Source organism: Alteromonas sp. ABH2_165 (assembly GCF_056159945.1).
This window is the reverse complement of record NZ_JBSWWF010000006.1, coordinates 321,294-341,606: the sequence shown is the minus strand read 5'-3', so window position 1 is coordinate 341,606 and position 20,313 is coordinate 321,294. Positions and strand designations below refer to the sequence as shown.

At 47.8% G+C, this 20,313-nt stretch carries 15 protein-coding genes; 8 read left to right on the top strand and 7 right to left on the bottom strand.

The window, feature by feature from the left end:
- Positions 1-106 precede the first annotated feature (106 nt).
- The 3 genes from ACXAFQ_RS13925 (at position 107) to ppx (ending at position 4,321) form a co-directional block, all read left to right on the top strand.
- Positions 107-613, top strand: a complete 507-nt coding sequence (locus ACXAFQ_RS13925) for a glycine cleavage system transcriptional repressor (protein ID WP_070127499.1) — start codon at positions 107-109, stop codon at positions 611-613.
- An 82-nt stretch (positions 614-695) separates the two neighbouring features.
- Complete coding sequence (gene ppk1 / locus ACXAFQ_RS13920; protein WP_474823494.1) at positions 696-2,765, top strand: polyphosphate kinase 1; 2,070 nt, start codon at positions 696-698, stop codon at positions 2,763-2,765.
- Between the two features lie 5 nt (positions 2,766-2,770).
- Entirely contained in the window at positions 2,771-4,321 is a 1,551-nt protein-coding gene (ppx, locus tag ACXAFQ_RS13915; protein ID WP_474823490.1) for an exopolyphosphatase, read from the top strand.
- Between the two features lie 245 nt (positions 4,322-4,566).
- On the opposite strand, the gene ACXAFQ_RS13910 is transcribed toward ppx, so the two are convergent.
- From ACXAFQ_RS13910 to tkt, 5 genes are all read right to left on the bottom strand, one after another.
- Positions 4,567-5,727, bottom strand: coding sequence for a GGDEF domain-containing protein (locus tag ACXAFQ_RS13910; protein ID WP_474823487.1), 1,161 nt, complete (start codon positions 5,725-5,727; stop codon positions 4,567-4,569).
- 248 nt (positions 5,728-5,975) lie between these two features.
- A complete protein-coding gene (locus ACXAFQ_RS13905) occupies positions 5,976-6,875 on the bottom strand; it encodes a fructose bisphosphate aldolase (protein ID WP_070127506.1) in 900 nt (299 codons plus the stop codon).
- Positions 6,876-7,063: 188 nt separating this feature from the next.
- On the bottom strand, positions 7,064-8,239 hold the full coding sequence (locus ACXAFQ_RS13900) for a phosphoglycerate kinase (protein ID WP_474823481.1): 1,176 nt from the start codon (positions 8,237-8,239) through the stop codon (positions 7,064-7,066).
- Positions 8,240-8,269: 30 nt separating this feature from the next.
- Positions 8,270-9,283 (bottom strand): erythrose-4-phosphate dehydrogenase, encoded by a 1,014-nt coding sequence (epd, locus tag ACXAFQ_RS13895; protein WP_070127508.1) that lies wholly within the window; start codon positions 9,281-9,283, stop codon positions 8,270-8,272.
- A 25-nt stretch (positions 9,284-9,308) separates the two neighbouring features.
- Complete coding sequence (tkt, locus tag ACXAFQ_RS13890) at positions 9,309-11,300, bottom strand: transketolase (protein ID WP_474823474.1); 1,992 nt, start codon at positions 11,298-11,300, stop codon at positions 9,309-9,311.
- Between the two features lie 412 nt (positions 11,301-11,712).
- On the opposite strand from tkt, the gene metK reads away from it, so the two are divergent.
- Entirely contained in the window at positions 11,713-12,858 is a 1,146-nt protein-coding gene (gene metK / locus ACXAFQ_RS13885) for a methionine adenosyltransferase (RefSeq protein ID WP_474823472.1), read from the top strand.
- Positions 12,859-13,062: 204 nt separating this feature from the next.
- Complete coding sequence (locus ACXAFQ_RS13880; protein WP_474823467.1) at positions 13,063-13,560, top strand: hypothetical protein; 498 nt, start codon at positions 13,063-13,065, stop codon at positions 13,558-13,560.
- A gap of 16 nt (positions 13,561-13,576) precedes the next feature.
- Here the strand turns inward: ACXAFQ_RS13880 and ACXAFQ_RS13875 are convergent, their stop codons facing one another.
- A complete protein-coding gene (locus ACXAFQ_RS13875) occupies positions 13,577-14,089 on the bottom strand; it encodes a hypothetical protein (RefSeq protein ID WP_474823464.1) in 513 nt (170 codons plus the stop codon).
- A gap of 164 nt (positions 14,090-14,253) precedes the next feature.
- On the opposite strand from ACXAFQ_RS13875, the gene ACXAFQ_RS13870 reads away from it, so the two are divergent.
- The gene (locus tag ACXAFQ_RS13870; RefSeq protein ID WP_474823461.1) at positions 14,254-15,459 is read left to right on the top strand and encodes an ABC transporter substrate-binding protein; all 1,206 of its coding nucleotides are present in this window, start codon (positions 14,254-14,256) and stop codon (positions 15,457-15,459) included.
- Positions 15,456-18,314: an ATP-binding protein gene (locus ACXAFQ_RS13865; RefSeq protein ID WP_474823457.1), complete on the top strand. Its 2,859-nt coding sequence runs from the start codon at positions 15,456-15,458 to the stop codon at positions 18,312-18,314. Before ACXAFQ_RS13870 ends, ACXAFQ_RS13865 begins: the two co-directional genes overlap by 4 nt.
- Positions 18,315-18,392: 78 nt before the next feature.
- Here ACXAFQ_RS13865 and ACXAFQ_RS13860 read toward each other — a convergent pair whose 3' ends face one another.
- The gene (locus ACXAFQ_RS13860; RefSeq protein ID WP_474823453.1) at positions 18,393-19,040 is read right to left on the bottom strand and encodes a PEP-CTERM sorting domain-containing protein; all 648 of its coding nucleotides are present in this window, start codon (positions 19,038-19,040) and stop codon (positions 18,393-18,395) included.
- A 374-nt stretch (positions 19,041-19,414) separates the two neighbouring features.
- On the opposite strand from ACXAFQ_RS13860, the gene rfbA reads away from it, so the two are divergent.
- Positions 19,415-20,296 (top strand): glucose-1-phosphate thymidylyltransferase RfbA, encoded by an 882-nt coding sequence (gene rfbA / locus ACXAFQ_RS13855; protein ID WP_474823449.1) that lies wholly within the window; start codon positions 19,415-19,417, stop codon positions 20,294-20,296.
- Positions 20,297-20,313 lie beyond the last annotated feature (17 nt).

The window sequence follows — 20,313 nt, the reverse complement described above, 5'->3', positions numbered from 1 at the left end:
TCATGTGTTATTTTAATACTGCTAATCAAGTGGAAAATCGCAGGCCCCGTGGCCTTCAACCTTCAGCACCGTTGCCGGGTGCCATCATTAAAAACAGGAGTGCGATATGCAACCTCTGATCATTACCATCATGGGCAAGGACAAACCAGGTCTGGTAGATGCGCTTGCCAAATGTGTTTATCGTCACGATGCCAACTGGCTGGGCAGTAGTTTTGCTCATATGGCGGGTTTGTTCACCGGTTTTGTAGAAGTGCACGTGCCGGCCGACAAACACGATGCCCTGGTATCTGCACTCAATGATTTGCCCGACCTTACCGTACAATCGGTATCGGTGGCCGACAATGAGAAAACCTTCAGCGAAACCTTAAGTGTTGCCATTATGGGTAACGATAAGCCCGGCATCGTACAGGAACTGACAAATATTCTAAACCAGTTCAACCTGAATATTGTGTCTTTCGATAGCCGATGTGAAAGCGCGCCGGCCTGGGGCAGCATGATGTTTAAAGCCAAAGCGACCATTGCGGTACCTGAAGACTTCGACGACAGCGCACTGCAAACCTCGCTGGAAAGTATTGCAAATGATTTAGTGGTAGATATCACCACCAGCGTATAACCCACTTTCCCCGCCTGTCACATGGTTGTCACGGATAAATGGCAGGCTTTGCAAATTTTTTAGATAGAAAAAACTGCGACGTATGGATTACAACGAACTCTACTACCCGAAAGAACTTAGCTGGCTGGCCTTCAATGAAAGGGTGTTACAGGAAGCGGCTGACAAAAATAATCCCGCGGTTGAGCGCATTCGTTTTCTGGGGATTTACTCTAATAACCTAGACGAGTTTTACCGCGTTCGTGCTGCTGATGTAAAAAGACAAATCACCATTGCCGAAGAAAATGGCAGTGAAGAAGAAGCATCTAAACTGATGTTGCTGATGGAAACCATTCAGAAAAAAGTGGTGCATCTGTCTAGCAAGTTCGATGAGATCCACAAAGATGTGGTAAAAGCGCTGGCGCGATACAATATCTTCATCGTGCGCAAAGACGAACTAAACGACTACCAGAAAGTATGGTTACGCAACTTGTTCGTGAACAAAATTCTGCGCCACATCGCCCCTATTCTCATTGAAAAGAAAACTGACTTGCTGAGTCGTCTGAACGGCACGTCGGTTTATCTTTATGTGGCCATTCGTCGTGAAGGCCGCAATACCCGCTATGCCGTAGTGCAAGTGCCGACCAGTGAAACCTCCCGCTTCGTGGTTATTCCCCCCGAGCGCAGCCGTAAAAAGAAACACATCATTCTGCTGGATGACATTATTCAACTGTGTCTGGAAGAAATTTTCCGCGGTTTCATTAAATACGATTCGCTGGAAGCCTATTCGTTTAAAATGACCCGCGACTCCGAGTACTCCATCAACGATGAAATTGATGAAAGCTACATGGATAAGATGTCTGAGAGTATGAAACAGCGTCTTATCGCCGAGCCAGTGCGGGTAATTTACGACCACGCTATGCCTGAAGACATGGTGCTGGATTTACGTAAACGCCTGAAAGTAACTAAGCTCGACACCATGCACGCGGCGGGGCATTACCGTAACTTTAAAGACTTCATTGGGTTCCCCAACGTGGGTCGTGAGTATTTGGAAAACCCCAAATTACCGGCCATCGATACCAAAACGTTTTCGAGCTACAACACCGTGTTCGACGCCATTACAGCGCACGATATTCTGTTGTACTACCCGTATCACCGCTTCCTGCATTTTACCGAGTTTCTCCGTCAGGCCGCTTTCGACCCCAGCGTTAAATCTATTCGCATTAATATTTATCGTGTAGCCAGCAACTCGCGCATTGTAAACTCGCTGATAGACGCGGTTGATAATGGTAAGAAAGTAACCGTAGTGGTAGAGCTTCGCGCGCGTTTTGACGAAGAAGCCAATATTGAATGGTCGCGCCGAATGACCGACGCTGGTATTCGCGTTGTACTGGGTGTACCTACCCTGAAAATTCACAGTAAAGTGTGTATCGTCGCCCGGGAAGAGCGCGGTTCGCTGGTGAACTATGCCCATTTCGGTACCGGAAACTTTAACGAGAAAACCGCTAAGATCTATACCGACTTCAGCCTGTTTACCCGTAATCAGGAACTGGCAGAAGAAGCGGCAAGCGTATTTGATTTAATCCAATATCCGTATCGCCGGTATAAATTCCAGCATCTGCAAATTTCGCCGCTGAACAGCCGAACCAAGATCCAGTCGTTGATCCGTCAAGAAATTCAGTATCTTAAAGAGGGCCATAAAGCCCAAATTACCTTTAAAATTAATAACCTGGTAGATAAAGAACTCATCGACGACTTGTATCGTGCCAGCCAGGCGGGTATGAAAATTCGCGGCATTGTGCGCGGTATGTGTTCGTTGGTGCCGGGCTTACCGGGGATCAGTGAAAACATCACCATTACGTCTATTGTCGACCGTTTCCTTGAGCACCCGCGCGTGATGGTGTTCGAAGGTGGCGGCGACAGAAAAGTCTTCATTTCCTCTGCAGACTGGATGACACGTAACATGGATAACCGTATTGAAGTAGGCTGCCCGGTGTACGATAAACGCTTACAACAGCAGATCGTGGATATTCTGGAACTGCAGTTCAAAGATACACTAAAAGCACGCATCATTGACAAGGACCAGACGAATAAGTACGTTCGTCGAGGTAACCGTAAAAAACTACGCTCACAGATAGAAATTTATGACTACCTGAAGCGTCTTGAAGATGAGTAATCTATTTGAGCCCCACCGAATCCGTTTTTGACGCTGTAGAAAGCCGCGACACCACCAAAGTTGCGGCACTGGACATTGGCTCCAACAGCTTCCACCTGGTTGTAGCCCGCATTAATGCGGGCTCGGTACAAATTCTCCACCGTTTGAAAGAAAAAGTCAGGCTAGCAGCCGGGCTTGGCGAAGATAACGTGTTGTCGGATGAAGCCATCGAACGGGGCCTGAAAATGCTGGAGCTGGTTGCGACCAGCCTAAACGGTTTTGAACCAGATTCCGTGCGTATTGTGGCTACCCATACCTTGCGTAAAGCCGTTAACGCGCGCACCTTCATTAATGCCGCACGGGAAGTGTTGCCCTACCCTATCGAAGTCATTTCCGGTGTGGAAGAAGCCCGATTAATATACTCGGGCGTGGCACATACTAATCACAGTGACGGCCGCCGCCTTGTAGCAGACATTGGTGGGGGTTCTACCGAGTTCGTTATTGGCGAGGGCTTCGACCCGCTTATTTGTCGCTCACTGCAAATGGGCTGCGTAAGCTACACCAACCGTTTTTTTGCCGACGGCGAGCTGAAGGCAAAAACCTTCAATCGCGCCATTACAGCTGCGAAGCAGGAGCTGGAGCTGATTGAGAACCGCTACAAGCATCTTGGCTGGACTCAATGCATTGGCACTTCAGGCACCATTAAAACCCTGTTCAATTTGGCCCAGCGCGATAAATCCAATGGTCATGACGAGCCGGTCACGTTAAAAAGCCTGCGTAATGTGATGAAGAGTTTCATCGAAGCGGGTCATATCGATAAACTCACTATGCCTGAAATCAGTGAAGATCGCCGAGGCGTTATCGCCGGTGGTTTGGCTATTCTAATTGGTATTTTCGAAGCGCTGGACATTAGTGAACTGGTGTACTCACCCGCCGCATTGCGTGAAGGTGTGCTGTACCAAATGGAAGACGAGCTAAAGCACTCTGACATTCGTGAGCGCACAGCGAAAAGTTTAGCTACCCGCTACGATGTAGATACCACTCAGGCGAATATGGTTCTGGCGACTACATTAAACCTGTACGACAAGGTTGCAGGAGACTGGAAGTTTAAAAACAAAGATTTCCGCGCTATGTTGGGTTGGGCCTCGTTGCTTCACGAAGTGGGAATTCAAATTAACTCTCGCGGCGTTCAACGTCATTCGGCCTATGTGCTGTCGAACGTAGACATGCCTGGATTCACCCAGGAGCAGCAAGAGTTGCTAGCGACGCTGGTGCGTTTTCATCGCAAGAAAATTAAATCTGCAGAAATTCCAGAATTTCAGCTGTTCGATAGCAACGCAGTAAAACGTGCCATCGCCTTACTTCGTTTAGGCGCTATGCTGAACATAAAACGTCAGGAATCGTTTCTACCGGAACTGAACGTAACCGCCAGTAAAAACAGTCTTACCCTCACCTTCCCGGCAGGCTGGAAAGAGAGCCGACCCATTATGAGTGCCGACCTCCAACAGGAAGTACAATACTGGAAGGCCATAGACTTAACGCTGAACATCGAAGAAGCGGAATCGGCTGCAGAGTAGCAGTATTCTAAGCTGTAAAGTCGCGGAACTACCTGGGAGTATTGGGATTTCGGAACAGTAAACCCGCGGACAGGGGGCGGTGTTGCCTGAGCGAACCGTCTGCCGCAGGGAAGCGGCAGCCGAGGCCCCATGGATGGGTTTACGCCGTGTTCGCGAAGGCAATTCCGCCCCCTGTCCAGAAGGGTTTACGCCTTTTCCGAAGTACCAATACTCCCCGAAAGCGAGCCAGGTCTGCCGCAGGTTTCTTAGCTCTGTGCGCGTTTCACCTGGTCGCGGCCTGAGGCTTTAGCGCGATACAGCGCTTCGTCTGCCTGGCGGATGCCGTCGAAGATAGTGTCATCTGCGTTCAGGCTTGCTACCCCGAAAGAGGCCGTGAGCTTTAATGTGGTGTTTTCTACCTTGATCTCCGCTTCTCTTACCTCGTCGCAAAGCCGTTGCGCCATAGTAGATGCTTGCTGAATATCGGCGTTAGGTAATACGATAAGAAACTCTTCGCCCCCCATACGAACCAGCGTATCGCCGCTGCGTAATAAATCACTGATGATGCGAGCAAATTGCTTTAGCGCTTCATCTCCCGCTGGGTGACCGTGCTGATCATTCACCTTTTTGAAGAAGTCGATATCGCAAACAACAACTGAAAAGTGCTGCTCGTGGCGTTGAGCGTGAGCTAACATGCGAACAGATTCGCGATAGAGATAATGGCGGTTTTTAGCGCCTGTAAGTGCATCAATGTAGGCCTGCGTACTCAGCCGAATAAATAAAGATTGCATCAGGCTGGCAGGAAAACCAAGCATAAACAACAAGCAAAGCATGAATATGGCAACAAAAGCCACTTCCGTACCTACCGGCTCTCCCGGTTCCAACCACATGCGATAAACAGGTACGCCAAACACCACGCCAATGGTGGTAAGCGAAACAACGATAAAAATCATTTCGTCGCCGCCTCTGCTTTCGGGGATATTCCGGTAAATCAGCCGCAAGGTTAAACCAAGAGGAATAAGCACACATACCGACACCAATATTTCACGAATCAAAAGCTGGTTATTGCCCAAATAGAAATATAACGATAAGGCTTCGCACAATGCTAGGTGCAGAATGATCATCACAACTTGCTTGTGGGTTAAAACCCGACCGTAACGTTTGAGTACCGTGAGATACAACATGTACATGGCTAGTAGCACACAGAGATTTAACGTTGCTGCACTAGCAAGAGGAAAGCCTAATGGTTGCAGGCAAATACCGAGAAAAGCGAACCACAGCGTAACGAGGAATAGACGGCCGTAAATAGGGCTCTGGGCTTTTACCCGCTGTGAGGGAACGGGCAACACAAACGTGAACGCGACACCTACGCCGACCAGCAAGCTCAAAATGCCAATCAAAAAGTAGATTTGTTCAAAAGTGTTCACTACCACTGATCCTTCAATTCCGGCGGGATTTACCGCCTTCTAGCGCACCTAACTGATCACTTTTTTGATCACACCGCAACAACAGACATCTAATGTAAGTGTGTCAATTCCATTGTGAATAGCAAAGAAAGGTAAAATATTAACGTTATAGGTTTATAAATTATACAACTAAAGTATAGGATGTTTTTAATAAACAGCAAAGGAAGGAGAGAGAAAACCGACGCTGAACACGTCGGTTTTGATTTGAATTAAGATTTTGAAGCCTGGTAAATACCTTCTATGGCTGCATCGAGTGTTTTATCAAACTCAGCATCAGACTGCTGCGCCGATACACCTTCAGTCAATGCACGAGAGAAAGAAGCAATAATGCCTTGGTTCTCTGCCAGTTTCGCATTGGCTTCGTCGCGGCTATAACCACCTGAAAGCGCCACCACTTTAATCACTTTAGGGTGATCCACCAGCTCTTTGTAGAAGTTATCTTGCGTAGGCAGTGTCAGCTTAAGCATGACTTCCTGGCCTTCGTCGAGCAGGTTTAACTGGGTCAGAATTTCCAGCTTCAGCAGCGCTTCGGCTTCGGCTTTCTGCGGGCTGTTAATGTCGACTTCTGGCTCGATAATAGGTACCAGGCCAGCAGCAATAATTTGCTTGCCCACGGTGAACTGCTGTTCAACAATAGCTTTAATGCCTTCGTGGTTAGCCATTTTAACCACTGAACGCATTTTGGTACCGAACACATCTTGTGCCACGGCTTTCGCCAGTAATGCATCCAACGCTGGCATTGGCTTCATTAGCTGAACGCCATTTGCTTCTTCTTCCAAACCTTTATCTACTTTCAGGAATGGAATAATGCGCTTTTTCTCCCACAGGAATTTCGCTGTAGGGATACCTTCAATGTCACGGTCGAGTGTATTTTCAAACAGAATTGCACCAATAACGCGTTCGCCACTGAACACATCGCTGGTGATAATGCGGGTACGCATGGCGTGAACCATGTCGAACATTTGCTCATCTGAACTGTACTCAGACGGTTCAATACCATAAAGTTTCAGTGCTTTTGGGGTACTACCACCACTTTGATCCAGCGCGGCAATAAAACCTTTCTGCACTTTGATTTTATCCAGCATAGCTTGCTGAGCTTGTGATGCCATGAGCAACACTCCTTTTTATTTTCCGTCATTACAACGGCTGTAGGGTTGGGAAAATACTCAAGCGTTCCGCAACGTCCGAAATACGTAATGGGGCGGACAAGGCGGAATCGACTTCAGTATATTGTCGGCAAACGTCACTGTTCGCCGACAAATTGGGTAACGCGATTACGTTACACAGTGGCTGTTTCTTATTTGTTTTTTTCTTCTAAAACAGCAACTGCAGGCAGTGTTTTGCCTTCCAGGAATTCCAGGAAAGCACCACCACCGGTGGAGATATACGATATCTTATCGGCGATGTCGTACTTATCTACCGCAGCCAGGGTGTCGCCACCACCAGCAATTGAGAATGCATCGCTGTCGGCAATGGCGTGAGCCAGCGACTTAGTACCTGATGCAAACTGATCGAATTCAAATACCCCAACTGGACCGTTCCAAACAATGGTACCGGCATTTTTGAGGATTTCTTCCAGCGCTGCTGACGAATGAGGACCAATATCGAACACCATGTCTTCATCGCTGATTTGGTCTACCGCTTTCAACGTGGCTGGCGTAGATTCTGAGAACTCCGTACCAACAATCACATCGGTAGGCACTGGAATATCGCCGCCGTTGGCTTGTGCTTGGGCGATCAACTCTTTCGCTTCATCAACCAGGTCCATTTCAACCAGTGATTTACCTACGTTATGGCCCTGTGCGGCAATAAACGTATTAGCGATACCGCCACCAACGATCAACTGGTCGACTTTTTCAGCCAGAGTTTTCAGCACGGTGAGTTTTGTTGATACTTTAGAACCACCCACAATGGCAACCATTGGGCGCTTAGGGTTGTCCAGGGCTTTGCCTAACGCATCAAGCTCTGCAGCCAGCAATGGGCCAGCGCAGGCTTTCGGTGCAAACTTCGCTACGCCGTGGGTCGATGCCTGGGCGCGGTGCGCGGTACCAAATGCGTCCATCACAAAGATGTCGCACAGGGCGGCATACTGCTTGGCTAATGCTTCGTCGTCTTTCTTCTCGCCCTTGTTGAAGCGAACGTTTTCCAGAATAACCAGTTCACCGGCTTTTACTTCAACGCCGTCGAGATAGTCTTTTACCAGGGAAACCGGCACATCCAGGGCATCGTTCAGGTAATCAACCACAGGCTGCAGTGAATATTCAGCTTCGTAGTTGCCTTCTTCAGGGCGGCCCAGGTGAGACATCACCATTACCGCTGCGCCCACTTCCAGCGCCGCTTTGATTGTAGGAATAGATGCCTTGATGCGGGCATCAGAAGTGACTTTACCGTCTTTTACCGGTACGTTCAGATCCTGACGGATCAATACGCGCTGTCCATCCAGCGCAAAATCCTGCATGCTTGGAATTGCCATAGTTTTCCCTTAAAAACTCAGTTACTTTCCTCAACACCCCGACTGGTACATGGCCAGCGTGGTATCAATCATCCGATTCGCGAATCCCCATTCGTTGTCACACCATACCAGTGTTTTCACCAGTTGTCGGTGGCTCACGCGGGTTTGCGTGCCATCAACGATGCATGAATGCGGGTCGTGATTAAAATCTACAGAGACTAACGGCGCTTCCGAATAGCCTAATATACCCGAAAGTCGTCCCTCTCGCGCTTTTTTAAGTGCGTTGTTTACGTCCGAAATGTTTACTTCGGATTCCAGCGTAACACTTAAATCCATCGCCGTGACGTTTACCGTGGGCACGCGCACCGCAATCGCTTCAAACTTACCGGCAAATTTCGGCAAGATTCGTTCAATACCAGCAGCCAGGCGGGTATCTACAGGAATAATTGACTGGCTTGCTGCCCGCGCCCGGCGCAAATCTTTATTGTAAGCATCAATAACCTGCTGATCATGCATGGAAGCGTGAATAGTGGTTATGGTGCCGCTTAATACCCCGAATGCATTATCCAGTGCCTGTATAACCGGCACAATGCAGTTGGTTGTGCACGAGCCGTTAGACACTAAACGATGTTCAGAAGTGAGAGACTCTTCGTTAGTACCGAAGATAATGGTGTTATCGAGATCGGTGCTGCCAGGTTGGGAAAACAGTACTTTCCCTGCCCCCGCATCCAAATGCGCCTGACCGGCTACGCGATCAGAAAACACACCGGTGCATTCCAGCACAATGTCTACGCCTAGCTGTTGCCAGGGCAGATTGCTGATATCGGGTTCAGCCAGCAACCGGATGCTGTCTCCGGCCACATTAAGCTGATCGTCATGAAGATGCACATCAAAACCGAAACGACCATGGGTTGTGTCGTATTTCAGCAGATGGGCTATACCTTGCGGTTCTGCCAGATCATTAATCGCAACCACTTTTATCAACTGATTGCGCCCTGTTTCATACAGGGCGCGAAGTACGTTACGACCAATGCGGCCAAAACCATTTATGGCAACTCGGACCATAAAAAAACCGCCTGTTGTCGAACTGTTATAAAGACTGTGCTGCCTCAACAACGGCATCGGTAGTGATGCCGAAGTGTTTGAACAGTTCGCCTGCTGGGCCAGATTCACCGAAGGTGTCCATGCCCACAATGGCACCGCCGAAACCGACGTACTTGTACCAGGAGTCTTTCGCCAAGGCTTCAACCGCAACACGTTTTGTGACTGCTGCTGGCAGAACAGATTCTTTGTACTCGGCACTTTGACGGTCGAAAGCATCTGTACACGGCATAGACACAACGCGAGCTTTCACGCCGCTTTCTGCCAGTTTCTCAGCTGCCGCGACAGCCAGTTGTACTTCTGAGCCAGTACCAATCAGCAGTACGTCAGGTGTACCGTCGGTATCTTTCAAGATGTAACCACCTTTAGCGATGTCGGCAACCTGCGCTGCAGAGCGTTCTTGCTGCGGTAATCCCTGACGGGTGAAAATTAATGTGGTAGGACCATCGTTGCGCAAAATCGACTCTTTCCAGGCCACTGCAGACTCAACTTGGTCACAAGGTCGCCAGTTGTCAAGGTTAGGCGTAGAACGTAAAGCTACCAATTGCTCAACCGGTTGGTGCGTTGGGCCATCTTCACCCAGACCAATAGAATCGTGGGTATAAACGAAAATCGAAGGCGCTTTCATCAGGGCTGCCATGCGAACAGCGTTACGGGCATATTCCATAAACATCAGGAAGGTAGCGCCGTAAGGCTTGAAGCCGCCGTGTAAGGTAATGCCGTTCATCATAGCCGACATACCGAATTCACGTACACCGTAATAGATGTAGTTACCGGAAGCGTCTTTCGCATCTACGCCTTTTGAACCCGACCAGATTGTCAGGTTAGAACCGGCGAGGTCAGCAGAGCCACCCAGCAGTTCAGGCAGTAACGGGCCGTAGGCATTCAGCACATTTTGCGACGCTTTACGGGTAGCCGGTGCATCTGGGTTGGCTTGTAAATTAGCGATGTAAGCATCGGCTTTTTCTACAAAATCAACGGGCACGTCGCCATTAATACGACGAGTAAATTCTGCTGCTAGCTCCGGGAACGCTTTTTCGTAGGCGGCAAACGCTTCGTTCCAGCTCGCTTCAGCTGCGCTACCTTTTTCCTTGCCATCCCACTCGGCGTAAATGTCTGCTGGTACTTCAAACGGACCATGATCCCAGTTCAGTTCTTTGCGGGTTAATGCAATTTCATCATCGCCCAGCGGCGCGCCGTGACAGTCTTCTTTACCTTGCTTGTTAGGCGAACCAAAACCAATGACAGTTTTGCAGCAAATCAGCGTAGGTTGGGTAGTGTTAGCGCGGGCCGCTTCTACTGCCGAGCGAATTTGCTCAGGATCATGACCATCAACGCCCGCAATTACTTGCCAGCCGTAAGATTCAAAACGTTTTACTGTGTCGTCGGTGAACCAGCCTTCTACTTCACCGTCGATAGAAATACCGTTGTCGTCGTAGAACGCAATCAGCTTGCCTAAGCCCAGCGTGCCAGCCAGTGAACAGGTTTCGTGAGAGATACCTTCCATTAAGCAGCCGTCGCCTAAGAAGGTGTAGGTGTAGTGGTCTACGATGTCGTGACCATCTTGGTTAAACTGTGCAGCCAGTACTTTTTCAGCCAGCGCCATACCCACCGCGTTGCTGATACCCTGACCTAACGGACCTGTGGTGGTTTCTACGCCTGGCGCATAGCCGTACTCAGGGTGACCTGGCGTTTTTGAATGTAACTGACGGAAATTCTTCAGTTCTTCCAGCGGCAATTCGTAACCTGTGAGGTGCAGCAATGAGTAGAGCAGCATAGAGCCGTGGCCGTTTGAAAGCACAAAGCGGTCGCGGTTAGCCCAGTTCGGGTTGGAAGGGTTGTGTGACAGATAATCGCACCACAGAACCTGCGCGATGTCAGCCATTCCCATTGGGGCACCTGGGTGACCTGATTTAGCTTTCTGAACAGCATCCATACTTAATGCGCGTATGGCATTAGCGAGTTCACGACGAGTTGGCATGCTAACTCCTTTGATATTGGCTAATAACTACAATTTTTGACAACCCGGAGCGCGCTCCGGAAACGAGTGGTCGTCCTGCTGCCAATGATAATGAATAAAATAGTGGCAACTATTCTTACCTAAGCATAAAACCAGTTCAATGTGTTTTATGCCGTCTATACTTATCGAATCTGGTTATTTGAATCGATATCAACATAATTTACGTAACAACGAACCATTGCTGTCAACGAAACGTAACAAATAGACTTTTAGACGTCCAGAAGTAAAGATGGTATTTTTACCCAGTCTCGGTACAATGTGAATCATAGTCCGACTGCGTTTCATACCAGCGGGCAATTGAATATACCCAACCAATCATCAGCAACCTTTACTATAAAGATGATTTGGTAAACCCCAGAATAACGGAGGATTTATGGCCGCACGCCTTTTCACATCGGAATCTGTCTCTGAAGGACATCCGGATAAAATTGCCGATCAGATTTCAGATGCTGTGCTCGATGCCATATTAGAACAGGATCCCAAAGCACGGGTTGCCTGCGAAACATATGTCAAAACTGGTATGGTTTTGGTAGGTGGTGAGATCACCACATCTGCATGGGTAGACATTGAAGAACTTACCCGTCAAACCGTTAAAGAAATTGGTTACAACCACTCCGACATTGGCTTCGATGCCGAGTCATGTGCGGTTTTAAACGCCATTGGTAAACAATCACCCGACATTAATCAGGGTGTTGATCGTGCACGTCCTGAAGAACAAGGTGCCGGTGATCAGGGCTTAATGTTCGGTTACGCCAGCGATGAAACCGATGTACTCATGCCTGCGCCAATTACTTATGCTCACCGTTTGGTACAAAAACAGGCTGAAGTGCGTAAAAACGGCAAGCTTGATTTTCTGCGTCCAGATGCAAAAAGCCAGGTAACCTTCGTTTACGAAAACGACAAACCAGTAGGTATTGATGCGGTTGTACTGTCTACCCAGCATAACGAAACCGTTTCTACCGAGCAGCTTCGCGAAGCGGTAATGGAAGAAGTGATTAAGCCGGTTCTGCCTGCTGAATGGCTGACAAAAGACACCCAGTTCCACATTAACCCTACCGGTCGTTTTGTTATCGGTGGACCAATGGGCGACTGTGGTTTAACTGGCCGTAAAATAATCGTAGACACCTACGGCGGCATGGCCCGTCACGGCGGTGGTGCGTTCTCGGGTAAAGATCCATCAAAAGTTGACCGCTCAGCAGCCTATGCGGGTCGTTATGTGGCGAAAAACATCGTTGCAGCAGGGTTAGCCAAGCGTTGTGAAATTCAGGTTTCTTACGCTATCGGTGTTGCCGAGCCAACGTCTATCAGTATCGAAACCTTTGGTACTGGCGTGGTTGATGAGAAAACGCTGGTTGCTCTGGTGCGTGAACACTTCGATTTGCGCCCTTATGGCCTTATCAAAATGCTGGATCTTGAGCGCCCAATTTATCGCCCAACAGCGGCTTATGGTCACTTCGGACGTGATGAATTCCCATGGGAAGCTACCGACAAAGCAGCAGCCCTGAAAGCGTCTGTTTAAACGGTTCATCCTGTTAAATGAAAAAAACGAGTGTTTCTGACACTCGTTTTTTTGTATTTAAAATCAGCCGTCCTAAAAAAATTTAAAGATTATTTAGCAAATTTACTATTTTCTTCATCCATAAAGGCTACACTTAAGTATAAAGTACTCACACTTCAACTCTTAACTGGGCAGCAGACTCAGGCACACACAGGAATCCCAGCCATGAAAACGTTCTGGCGAGTGAGTTTGTTGATGATGTTATCTGCGTCCGCCCTGGCCGCGGAAGATTCGTTGCTGGCAGAAAAAGAAAGTAAAACTGCCTTCGTCGCTTCCCCCTATCAATCTGAGATTTCTTTTCAGAGTAAGCGCCTGCCTAAATGGCAATTTGGTGTGCGCTACAATCGCGAAATGCCTTATCACGACCAATGGGTAGACAGCATTACCACTTCTCAGTCGGTAGATTCAGTGCGGGTTTCCGCTAGCCGGATGATCCTGAAAAACTCAACTCAACGCATTTTCGCCGCGTTACAAACCAGTAACGATACCCAGGCCGCCTATTCTGAGTGGCTTTATGTACCTTACAATGCTGGTACGGCAGCCAGCGTGGGCTGGCAAATTGGCGAGCTTGATTCAGTGAAAATGGCCGTAGAATTACAATATCGCGAAGTGAGCGATACCGATATCAGTTCGTTGCTACTGGGCGTGCAATATTACTTCTAAAGCGTTTTAAGCAGTTCTAGCGTTCTGCCAAGGCTGGCAGGGATGCTGTGGAAATGTAGGTTTGCTGAATAAGTTCTGCATCTACGCTGGCGCGGTGCCTGGAAACACTGTTCGCTTTCATCAGCGCCTGCTTAGTGGCGTGCCAGTGCTCCATCTGCACTTCCGATAATATGTATTCCAGCGCACTGAGCTTGAAGGTCATCACCACGCCGGCCTCAGCATAAAGATTAATTAGCCAAGGGTAGTCAACTACCCAACCATCTGAATAGGCGACCTGTTTGCCCATGAACGCATTTAACTGTTTGCACACCTCAGTGCCGGATTGCCCGTATTTCTCCAGTTGTTCGCGGCTGATACCGTGCAACGCTTCAGCTTCGGCACTCCAATGGTGCCAACCCGGATACGGCTTAATCAAACGACAAAACCGTGCCCCATCGGCACGCTTAACACCAATTTCAATGGGAAAACTGTCGCTGCCAAAGCCACTGGCTTCAACATCAAGAATGGTAGGAGGCTGAATGATAGACACGCTTCAGGTTATTGATTATTCATACCTTAAAACTAAGTGCCTATGGGAAAAGGTGCAAGTTTTTATTGCTGTAAATTCCCTCATCCTTTGTCTAATTGCAGAATTACAGCAAGCCACTACTATTTAGCGTGTCTTGAGCCAATGAAGAAAGTTATTAGATTTCAATGAACACGTTCCGCCCCCTTCTACTGCTAATCGCTGCGTTAACGGTATACTCCACCCTTGCCTTTGCTACGAATGAAAATGCAGTTAATGAGACGACCGACAAACTGACACTCGCCCTCGATGCCGACTTAAGCGCCGTGGCTGTTGAAGGTGGCTTTGCTATTCGTCAGGGTATTGAAATCGCCATTGACGAAATTAACCAGCAAGGTGGCGTGCTAGGCAAACAACTGGAACTGGTGTTACGCGACCATCGTGGGAATCCGGCACGAGGCGTTCGCAACATCGAAAACCTGGCAGATCACAAGCAATTGCTTGCCGTATTTGGTGGCGTACACACGCCCGTGGCCCTGGCTGAACTGGAAAAGATTCATCAGCACAATTTACTGTTCATGATCCCCTGGGCCGCCGGCACAACCATTGTCGATAACAACTTCACGCCCAATAATGTTTTTCGCGTATCGATTCGTGATCAAGAAGCCGGTCAGGTGCTTATTCGTCATGCCAGCGAGGGAAACATAAAACGGGTAGCGCTGGTACTAGAACGTACGGGTTGGGGGCGCTCTAATCAAAGCTCGTTAACCAAAGCGGCTGGCGAATACGGGCTGAATATCGTCAATACCCAGTGGATTAACTGGCGACAGGATAATTTTGATACTGAAGTGCAATCGATTATCGAATCGGGTGCAGAGGCAATTATTCTGGTGGCCAATGCCCCTGAATCTGCCGTCGTTGCTAAAACCCTCATTGCGAAGCAAGCTACTCACTTACCAGTAATTGCCCACTGGGGTTTAGCAGGCGGGGATTTTGTTGCGCTAACCGGTTTGGAAAATCTAAGCCAACTAGATATCTCGGTTATCCAAACATTTAGCTTTTTACAGCAAAAGAACACAAAAGCGGCTTATCTATTTAACGAATACCAACGCAGAAACGGAGAAATGACGGGATCTGCCGTACCCGCCGTGGTTGGCGTGGCACATAGCTACGATTTAGTGCACCTGCTGGCCAAGGCCAGCGAGCAAGCGGGCACCACCGATCCAGATAAAATTCGACATGCACTGGAAAATCTGCCACCGTTAGAAGGCGCGGTAAAACGTTACGCGCCGGCGTTCTCCCCGAGTTTCCATGATGCGCTTCTGGCTGAGGATTATTTTATGACAACTTTTAATGAAAACGGACATCTCGTTCCTTTGTCTGCACAACCGTGACTGCGCGCCCGACTCTTTATCACCAACTACAACGTTATATTCTACCTCGCCTGTTAACCGCGCTGAGTGTTATCAGCGTCATTCTGTGTTTGTGCATTTTTTACTTTGCCAAGAATCAAATAAAAGCAGAGCAGCAAACTAACCTGCAATATCTCAAGCAGGATTTAATGATTACCCTGGATAATACCCAGCAGTTAATGGAAGGCATTGCCGCCAACGATCTGTTGATTAACAGCTTGATAGATATTCAGCAGCGCAAAAATTATCTGCCGGTGTTTTTTGGTTCGCTGCGTTTTACCCGGGCAAAAGTTTATAGCTTAGGGCTTTTCGAATTTGATGGCACTTTGCTCATCGAAACCCACAGTAACCAGCCGATGCCCGCTTCAATGGCGAACAGCTGGCAAGAATCCGTGCTGCAACAATCGACTTCCTTTCGACAAATTACCGACGACGGTGTGTTAATTGCCGTGCCGGTATTAATCGCAGGCGCAGCAGAGGGCGCACTGGCCCTTTATATCCCGTCATTTCAGGAACTCATTTACGAAAGAGACACCACCGCGTATCAACTCATTGTAGATAGCCAGGGCAACATACTGTTTTCGAGCCACCCAGATTTCTTCGAGGTAAATACTCACTTCGACCAGCAAAAATACGAATACTGGACATCACAGGAAACCCAATGGCAAGGTCTTACGCTTATTAGCCAAGCGCCCGCATTAGATGCCTATTCCAACGTTTTGTGGCTGATCCCCGCCATACTCATCACCTTAAGCATGGCAATTGTAATTAGTTACTACGCCACAAACCGAGCAGCACGTCTTAGTGCCTCAACCCTTCGCGGTTTGCACGACGATATTCAGCAAAGTGCCACCCGTCGTCACCCCCAATCAGCGGAAGACAGAATTGAAGAAGCGCAGGAACTGGCTGAAATCAGGGAAGCGTTTAATGCGTTGGTAAACAATATCAGTTCCATCACCCTTTCAAACCGGCAATTTTCGAACGCTATCGATTCGCTGGAAGAGATCTTGGTGGTATTGGACTCAGACAGCAATAAGATCCTCGCTAACCGCGCTTTTAATCAGTACATCTTGTATTACGACCTGAACGAATCGCAGATCGTGAGCGTGAAGAACCGGCTTTCGGGCAATACAAAAAGCCTGCAACGCACCTACGCCTCACTCAGTGAGAAAACACCGGTTATCATTAACTGGACTGCCCTGCCCTTGCTCGACGACAACCGCATGCAAGTAGGTACCATTCTAGTCGGTAACGATGTTTCTCAGCAGCGAGTGTTAGAGAAGCGGATAAACGTGATTAATCACGCCATTAAAGCGGCCACGGTGCCTATTCTTATTGCGGATGCCAAAAAAAAGGGCTTTCCCGTTATTTACGCCAACCCCCATTTCAGCCGCGTAACGGGTTTCAAAGAAGAAGAAACCTTGCACCATACTTTTTTACTGATGAGGGAATTGGAAGCTGAACCAGAAAAAGCCAACAAAATAAAAACGGCGTTGCACCAAGGTGCGGCTTGCGATGAAACTTTGCTGTGCTATCGCAAAAACAAAACGCCACTGTATATTCAGGTAATACTTACCCCCGTGTTTAACGAAGGCGAACTGGAGCACTTCGTTGCCTTCTTCCAGGATGTGACCGAACGGGAGCAAGGACAGCAGTTTCTCGAAGAAGCCCGTTTACGCGCGGAAGAATCTGCCCGCCTGAAATCGAGCTTTCTTGCCAGCATGTCGCACGAAGTACGCACACCTTTGCATGGTGTATCTGGTGCGTTGCAACTGGTAAGCAAAACCGAGCTGGATAAAACACAACAGCATTATGTGGGCCTGGCCGATGAGAGCATTCGCAACTTACAGCACATTGTGGATGACATTCTCGACTTCTCAAAAATTGAAGCCGGACAACTTAAGCTGGAAAATGTGCCGTTTAACCTGCCCTTGCTGCTAGAAACCTTGTACGAACAGTTCAGCATCAGCAGTGATGAAAAAGGGCTACAACTTAATTTGGATACTGAGCTGGCCGAGCATGTGATGGTGCAAGGCGACCCCGTGCGGCTGCGTCAGGTATTGAGCAATCTATTGAGCAATGCGGTTAAGTTTACCCAAAACGGCAGTATATTACTTTCTATGAATCTTGTAGAAACAACCAGCGAACAATGGCAGTTACAGGGCTTTGTGCAAGACAGCGGCATCGGCATAGATGAAGGCAACCTCGACAGCATCTTTGAGGTGTTTCAGCAGGAAGATACCTCAACCACCCGAAAATTTGGCGGTACGGGATTGGGCCTTTCTATCAGTAGGCAGCTCTGCCGCCTTATGCAAGGCGACCTCACCGTTCTAAGTCGCAAAGACGAAGGCAGTAAATTCTTGTTCACCGTGGCCGTTTCCAGACCCGCCTACGAAGCTTACATTGTCACACCGGACACAACTAAGCACAGCGAGTCAGAAGTTACGCTTCAACCCAGCCACATACTGATTGTGGAAGACAACGAAATTAATCAGCTTATCGCCCGGGAACATTTAAGCGAACACAAAACGCTAACCGCCAAAAACGGTGTAGAAGCGCTGGAAGCACTGAAACGACTTAAAGTGCAGTTCGATGTGATTTTAATGGACTGCCACATGCCAAAAATGGATGGGTTTGAGACTACACGGCGCATCCGCGCTGGTGAAGCCGGTGAGCGATATAAAGAAGTACCTATTATTGCGCTAACGGCCAATGCCATGAAAGGTGATAGAGAGCGTTGTGAAGCGGCAGGCATGGATGATTATATTAGTAAGCCGTTTACTGCCAAGCAGTTATTGAAAGCCGTAAGTAACGCTAAATACAAAAAGGGCCAGTAAATCATACTGGCCCTTCAAATTTATTTATCACTTTCAGGGCCTAATCTAGCGGCCATGAAGAGTAAAGATTCTAACAGCTTACTTCGCTTTGCGGCGACGCAGGCTAGCCAAACCTACCAGGCTTAAGCCCATAATAGCGATCGACGTTGGCTCTGGTACGTTTACAGACAGGTTGAAATCGCCTGATGCCAGTGCGATGTCAGTCGCTTGGTTGTTGCTGTCGAAAGACAGGAACTTAAAGCCGTTGTCTAGGCCAGTAATGCCACGAATTATGGTATCCAGGTCGATATTGCTGGTTGTATCCAGCTCCAGTACAAACCCGTCGCCATAAAATTCATTCCAACGGAAAGAAACCTGAGAGTTAACTACACGGTCGCTAGGATCATCAAGGAACACATAAGCGCCAGTACCTTCATTGAAGGTGTAGTTAAAACGAGCAGTACCCGCACCTGTAGCAGTATCGGAATAAGCATCGAACAAACCAAACAGTGCCAGCCTAGATTCCAATTGCGCAACAAAGAACACACCCGTGTTTACTTCAGCATAAGGTAACGCAGTAGAAACAGAATTTACGGTGTTGTAATCGTAAAAATCTTCGAAAGAAGCCACTGCAGCATCAATATCGTACGCACCAACACGAGTGCCATTTACGTCGATAATAGAAGCGTTTGCGCTAAAACCTGCAGCCAATGCCGCAACGGCGACTAAACTCTTGAACTTGTTCATCAGTACTCCAAATTAATGATGAATATTTTTATACTGAAAAAGTATTAGCAGGTTTAATGCCAAATGGCAAAACCTATTATTATCAGCAAGATAGGATTATTTTACAGATACTTTTTGACGGTAGTGTAAAGAATGCCGACAAAATGTTGTTGAGGAAAGAACTAGCTGATTAATTGCCCTTCTGTGATATTTAAATTACTACGCTTTGAAAATCTAGTATTCAATGAGAAATGGAACAGAATTTGATGGATTACTAGATATATATAAATAGGTAAAGTTTAGGATACCCATTTGATGTTCTTTCAAATGTCATTTCAGATGTATATTATCCCAGCCTATAAATTTTGTATTTATGTAATCATTTTGGAGCAGTTATGAGAAAAGGAATTATTCTAGCAGGTGGTTCTGGTACACGCTTACACCCCCTAACCCGAGTCGTAAGTAAACAACTTATGCCGGTTTACGATAAGCCAATGATATTCTACCCCGTAGCAACATTGATGCTGGCCGGGATCAAGGACATTCTCATTATTACTACTCCGGAGGAGCAAGGTCGATTTAGAGAGTTATTGTCTGATGGTTCTCAGTTTGGCATCAATATCGAGTACGCCGTTCAACCTTCTCCCGACGGTTTGGCTCAGGCATTTATTATCGGTGAACAATTTATCGGAAACAATTCTTGCACCCTAATTCTTGGCGACAATATCTATTACGGCCACGATTTAAAAGCGTCTCTAAACAGTGCATCAAATCGCCAAAATGGGGCAACTGTTTTCGGCTACCACGTAAACGATCCTGAGCGTTATGGTGTCGTTGATTTTGATAACGACTGGAATGCACTTTCAATTGAAGAAAAGCCTCTAAAGGCAAAGTCAAACTATGCGGTTACGGGTTTATATTTTTACGACAACCGTGTTGTTGATTTTGCCAAGGCAGTTAAACCCTCCCCTCGTGGTGAACTTGAAATTACTGACTTGAATAACCTTTATCTACAAGACGGTTCATTGAAAGTAGAACTCATGGGCCGTGGGTCTGCCTGGCTAGATACAGGTACGCTGGATAGCCTGCTTGATGCTGCTAACTTTGTTGCGGCTATCGAGAAGCGTCAGGGCCTGAAAGTGTGTTGTCCGGAAGAAGTGGCATACCGGATGGGTTATATCGATGCCGCGCAGGTTGAAAAACTAGCGAAGCCACTTATTAAAAGCGGCTATGGCGATTACCTAATGAAAATCATCAGTGGTCGGGTTAAAAGTTAAGCGCGCACCTTCATCTT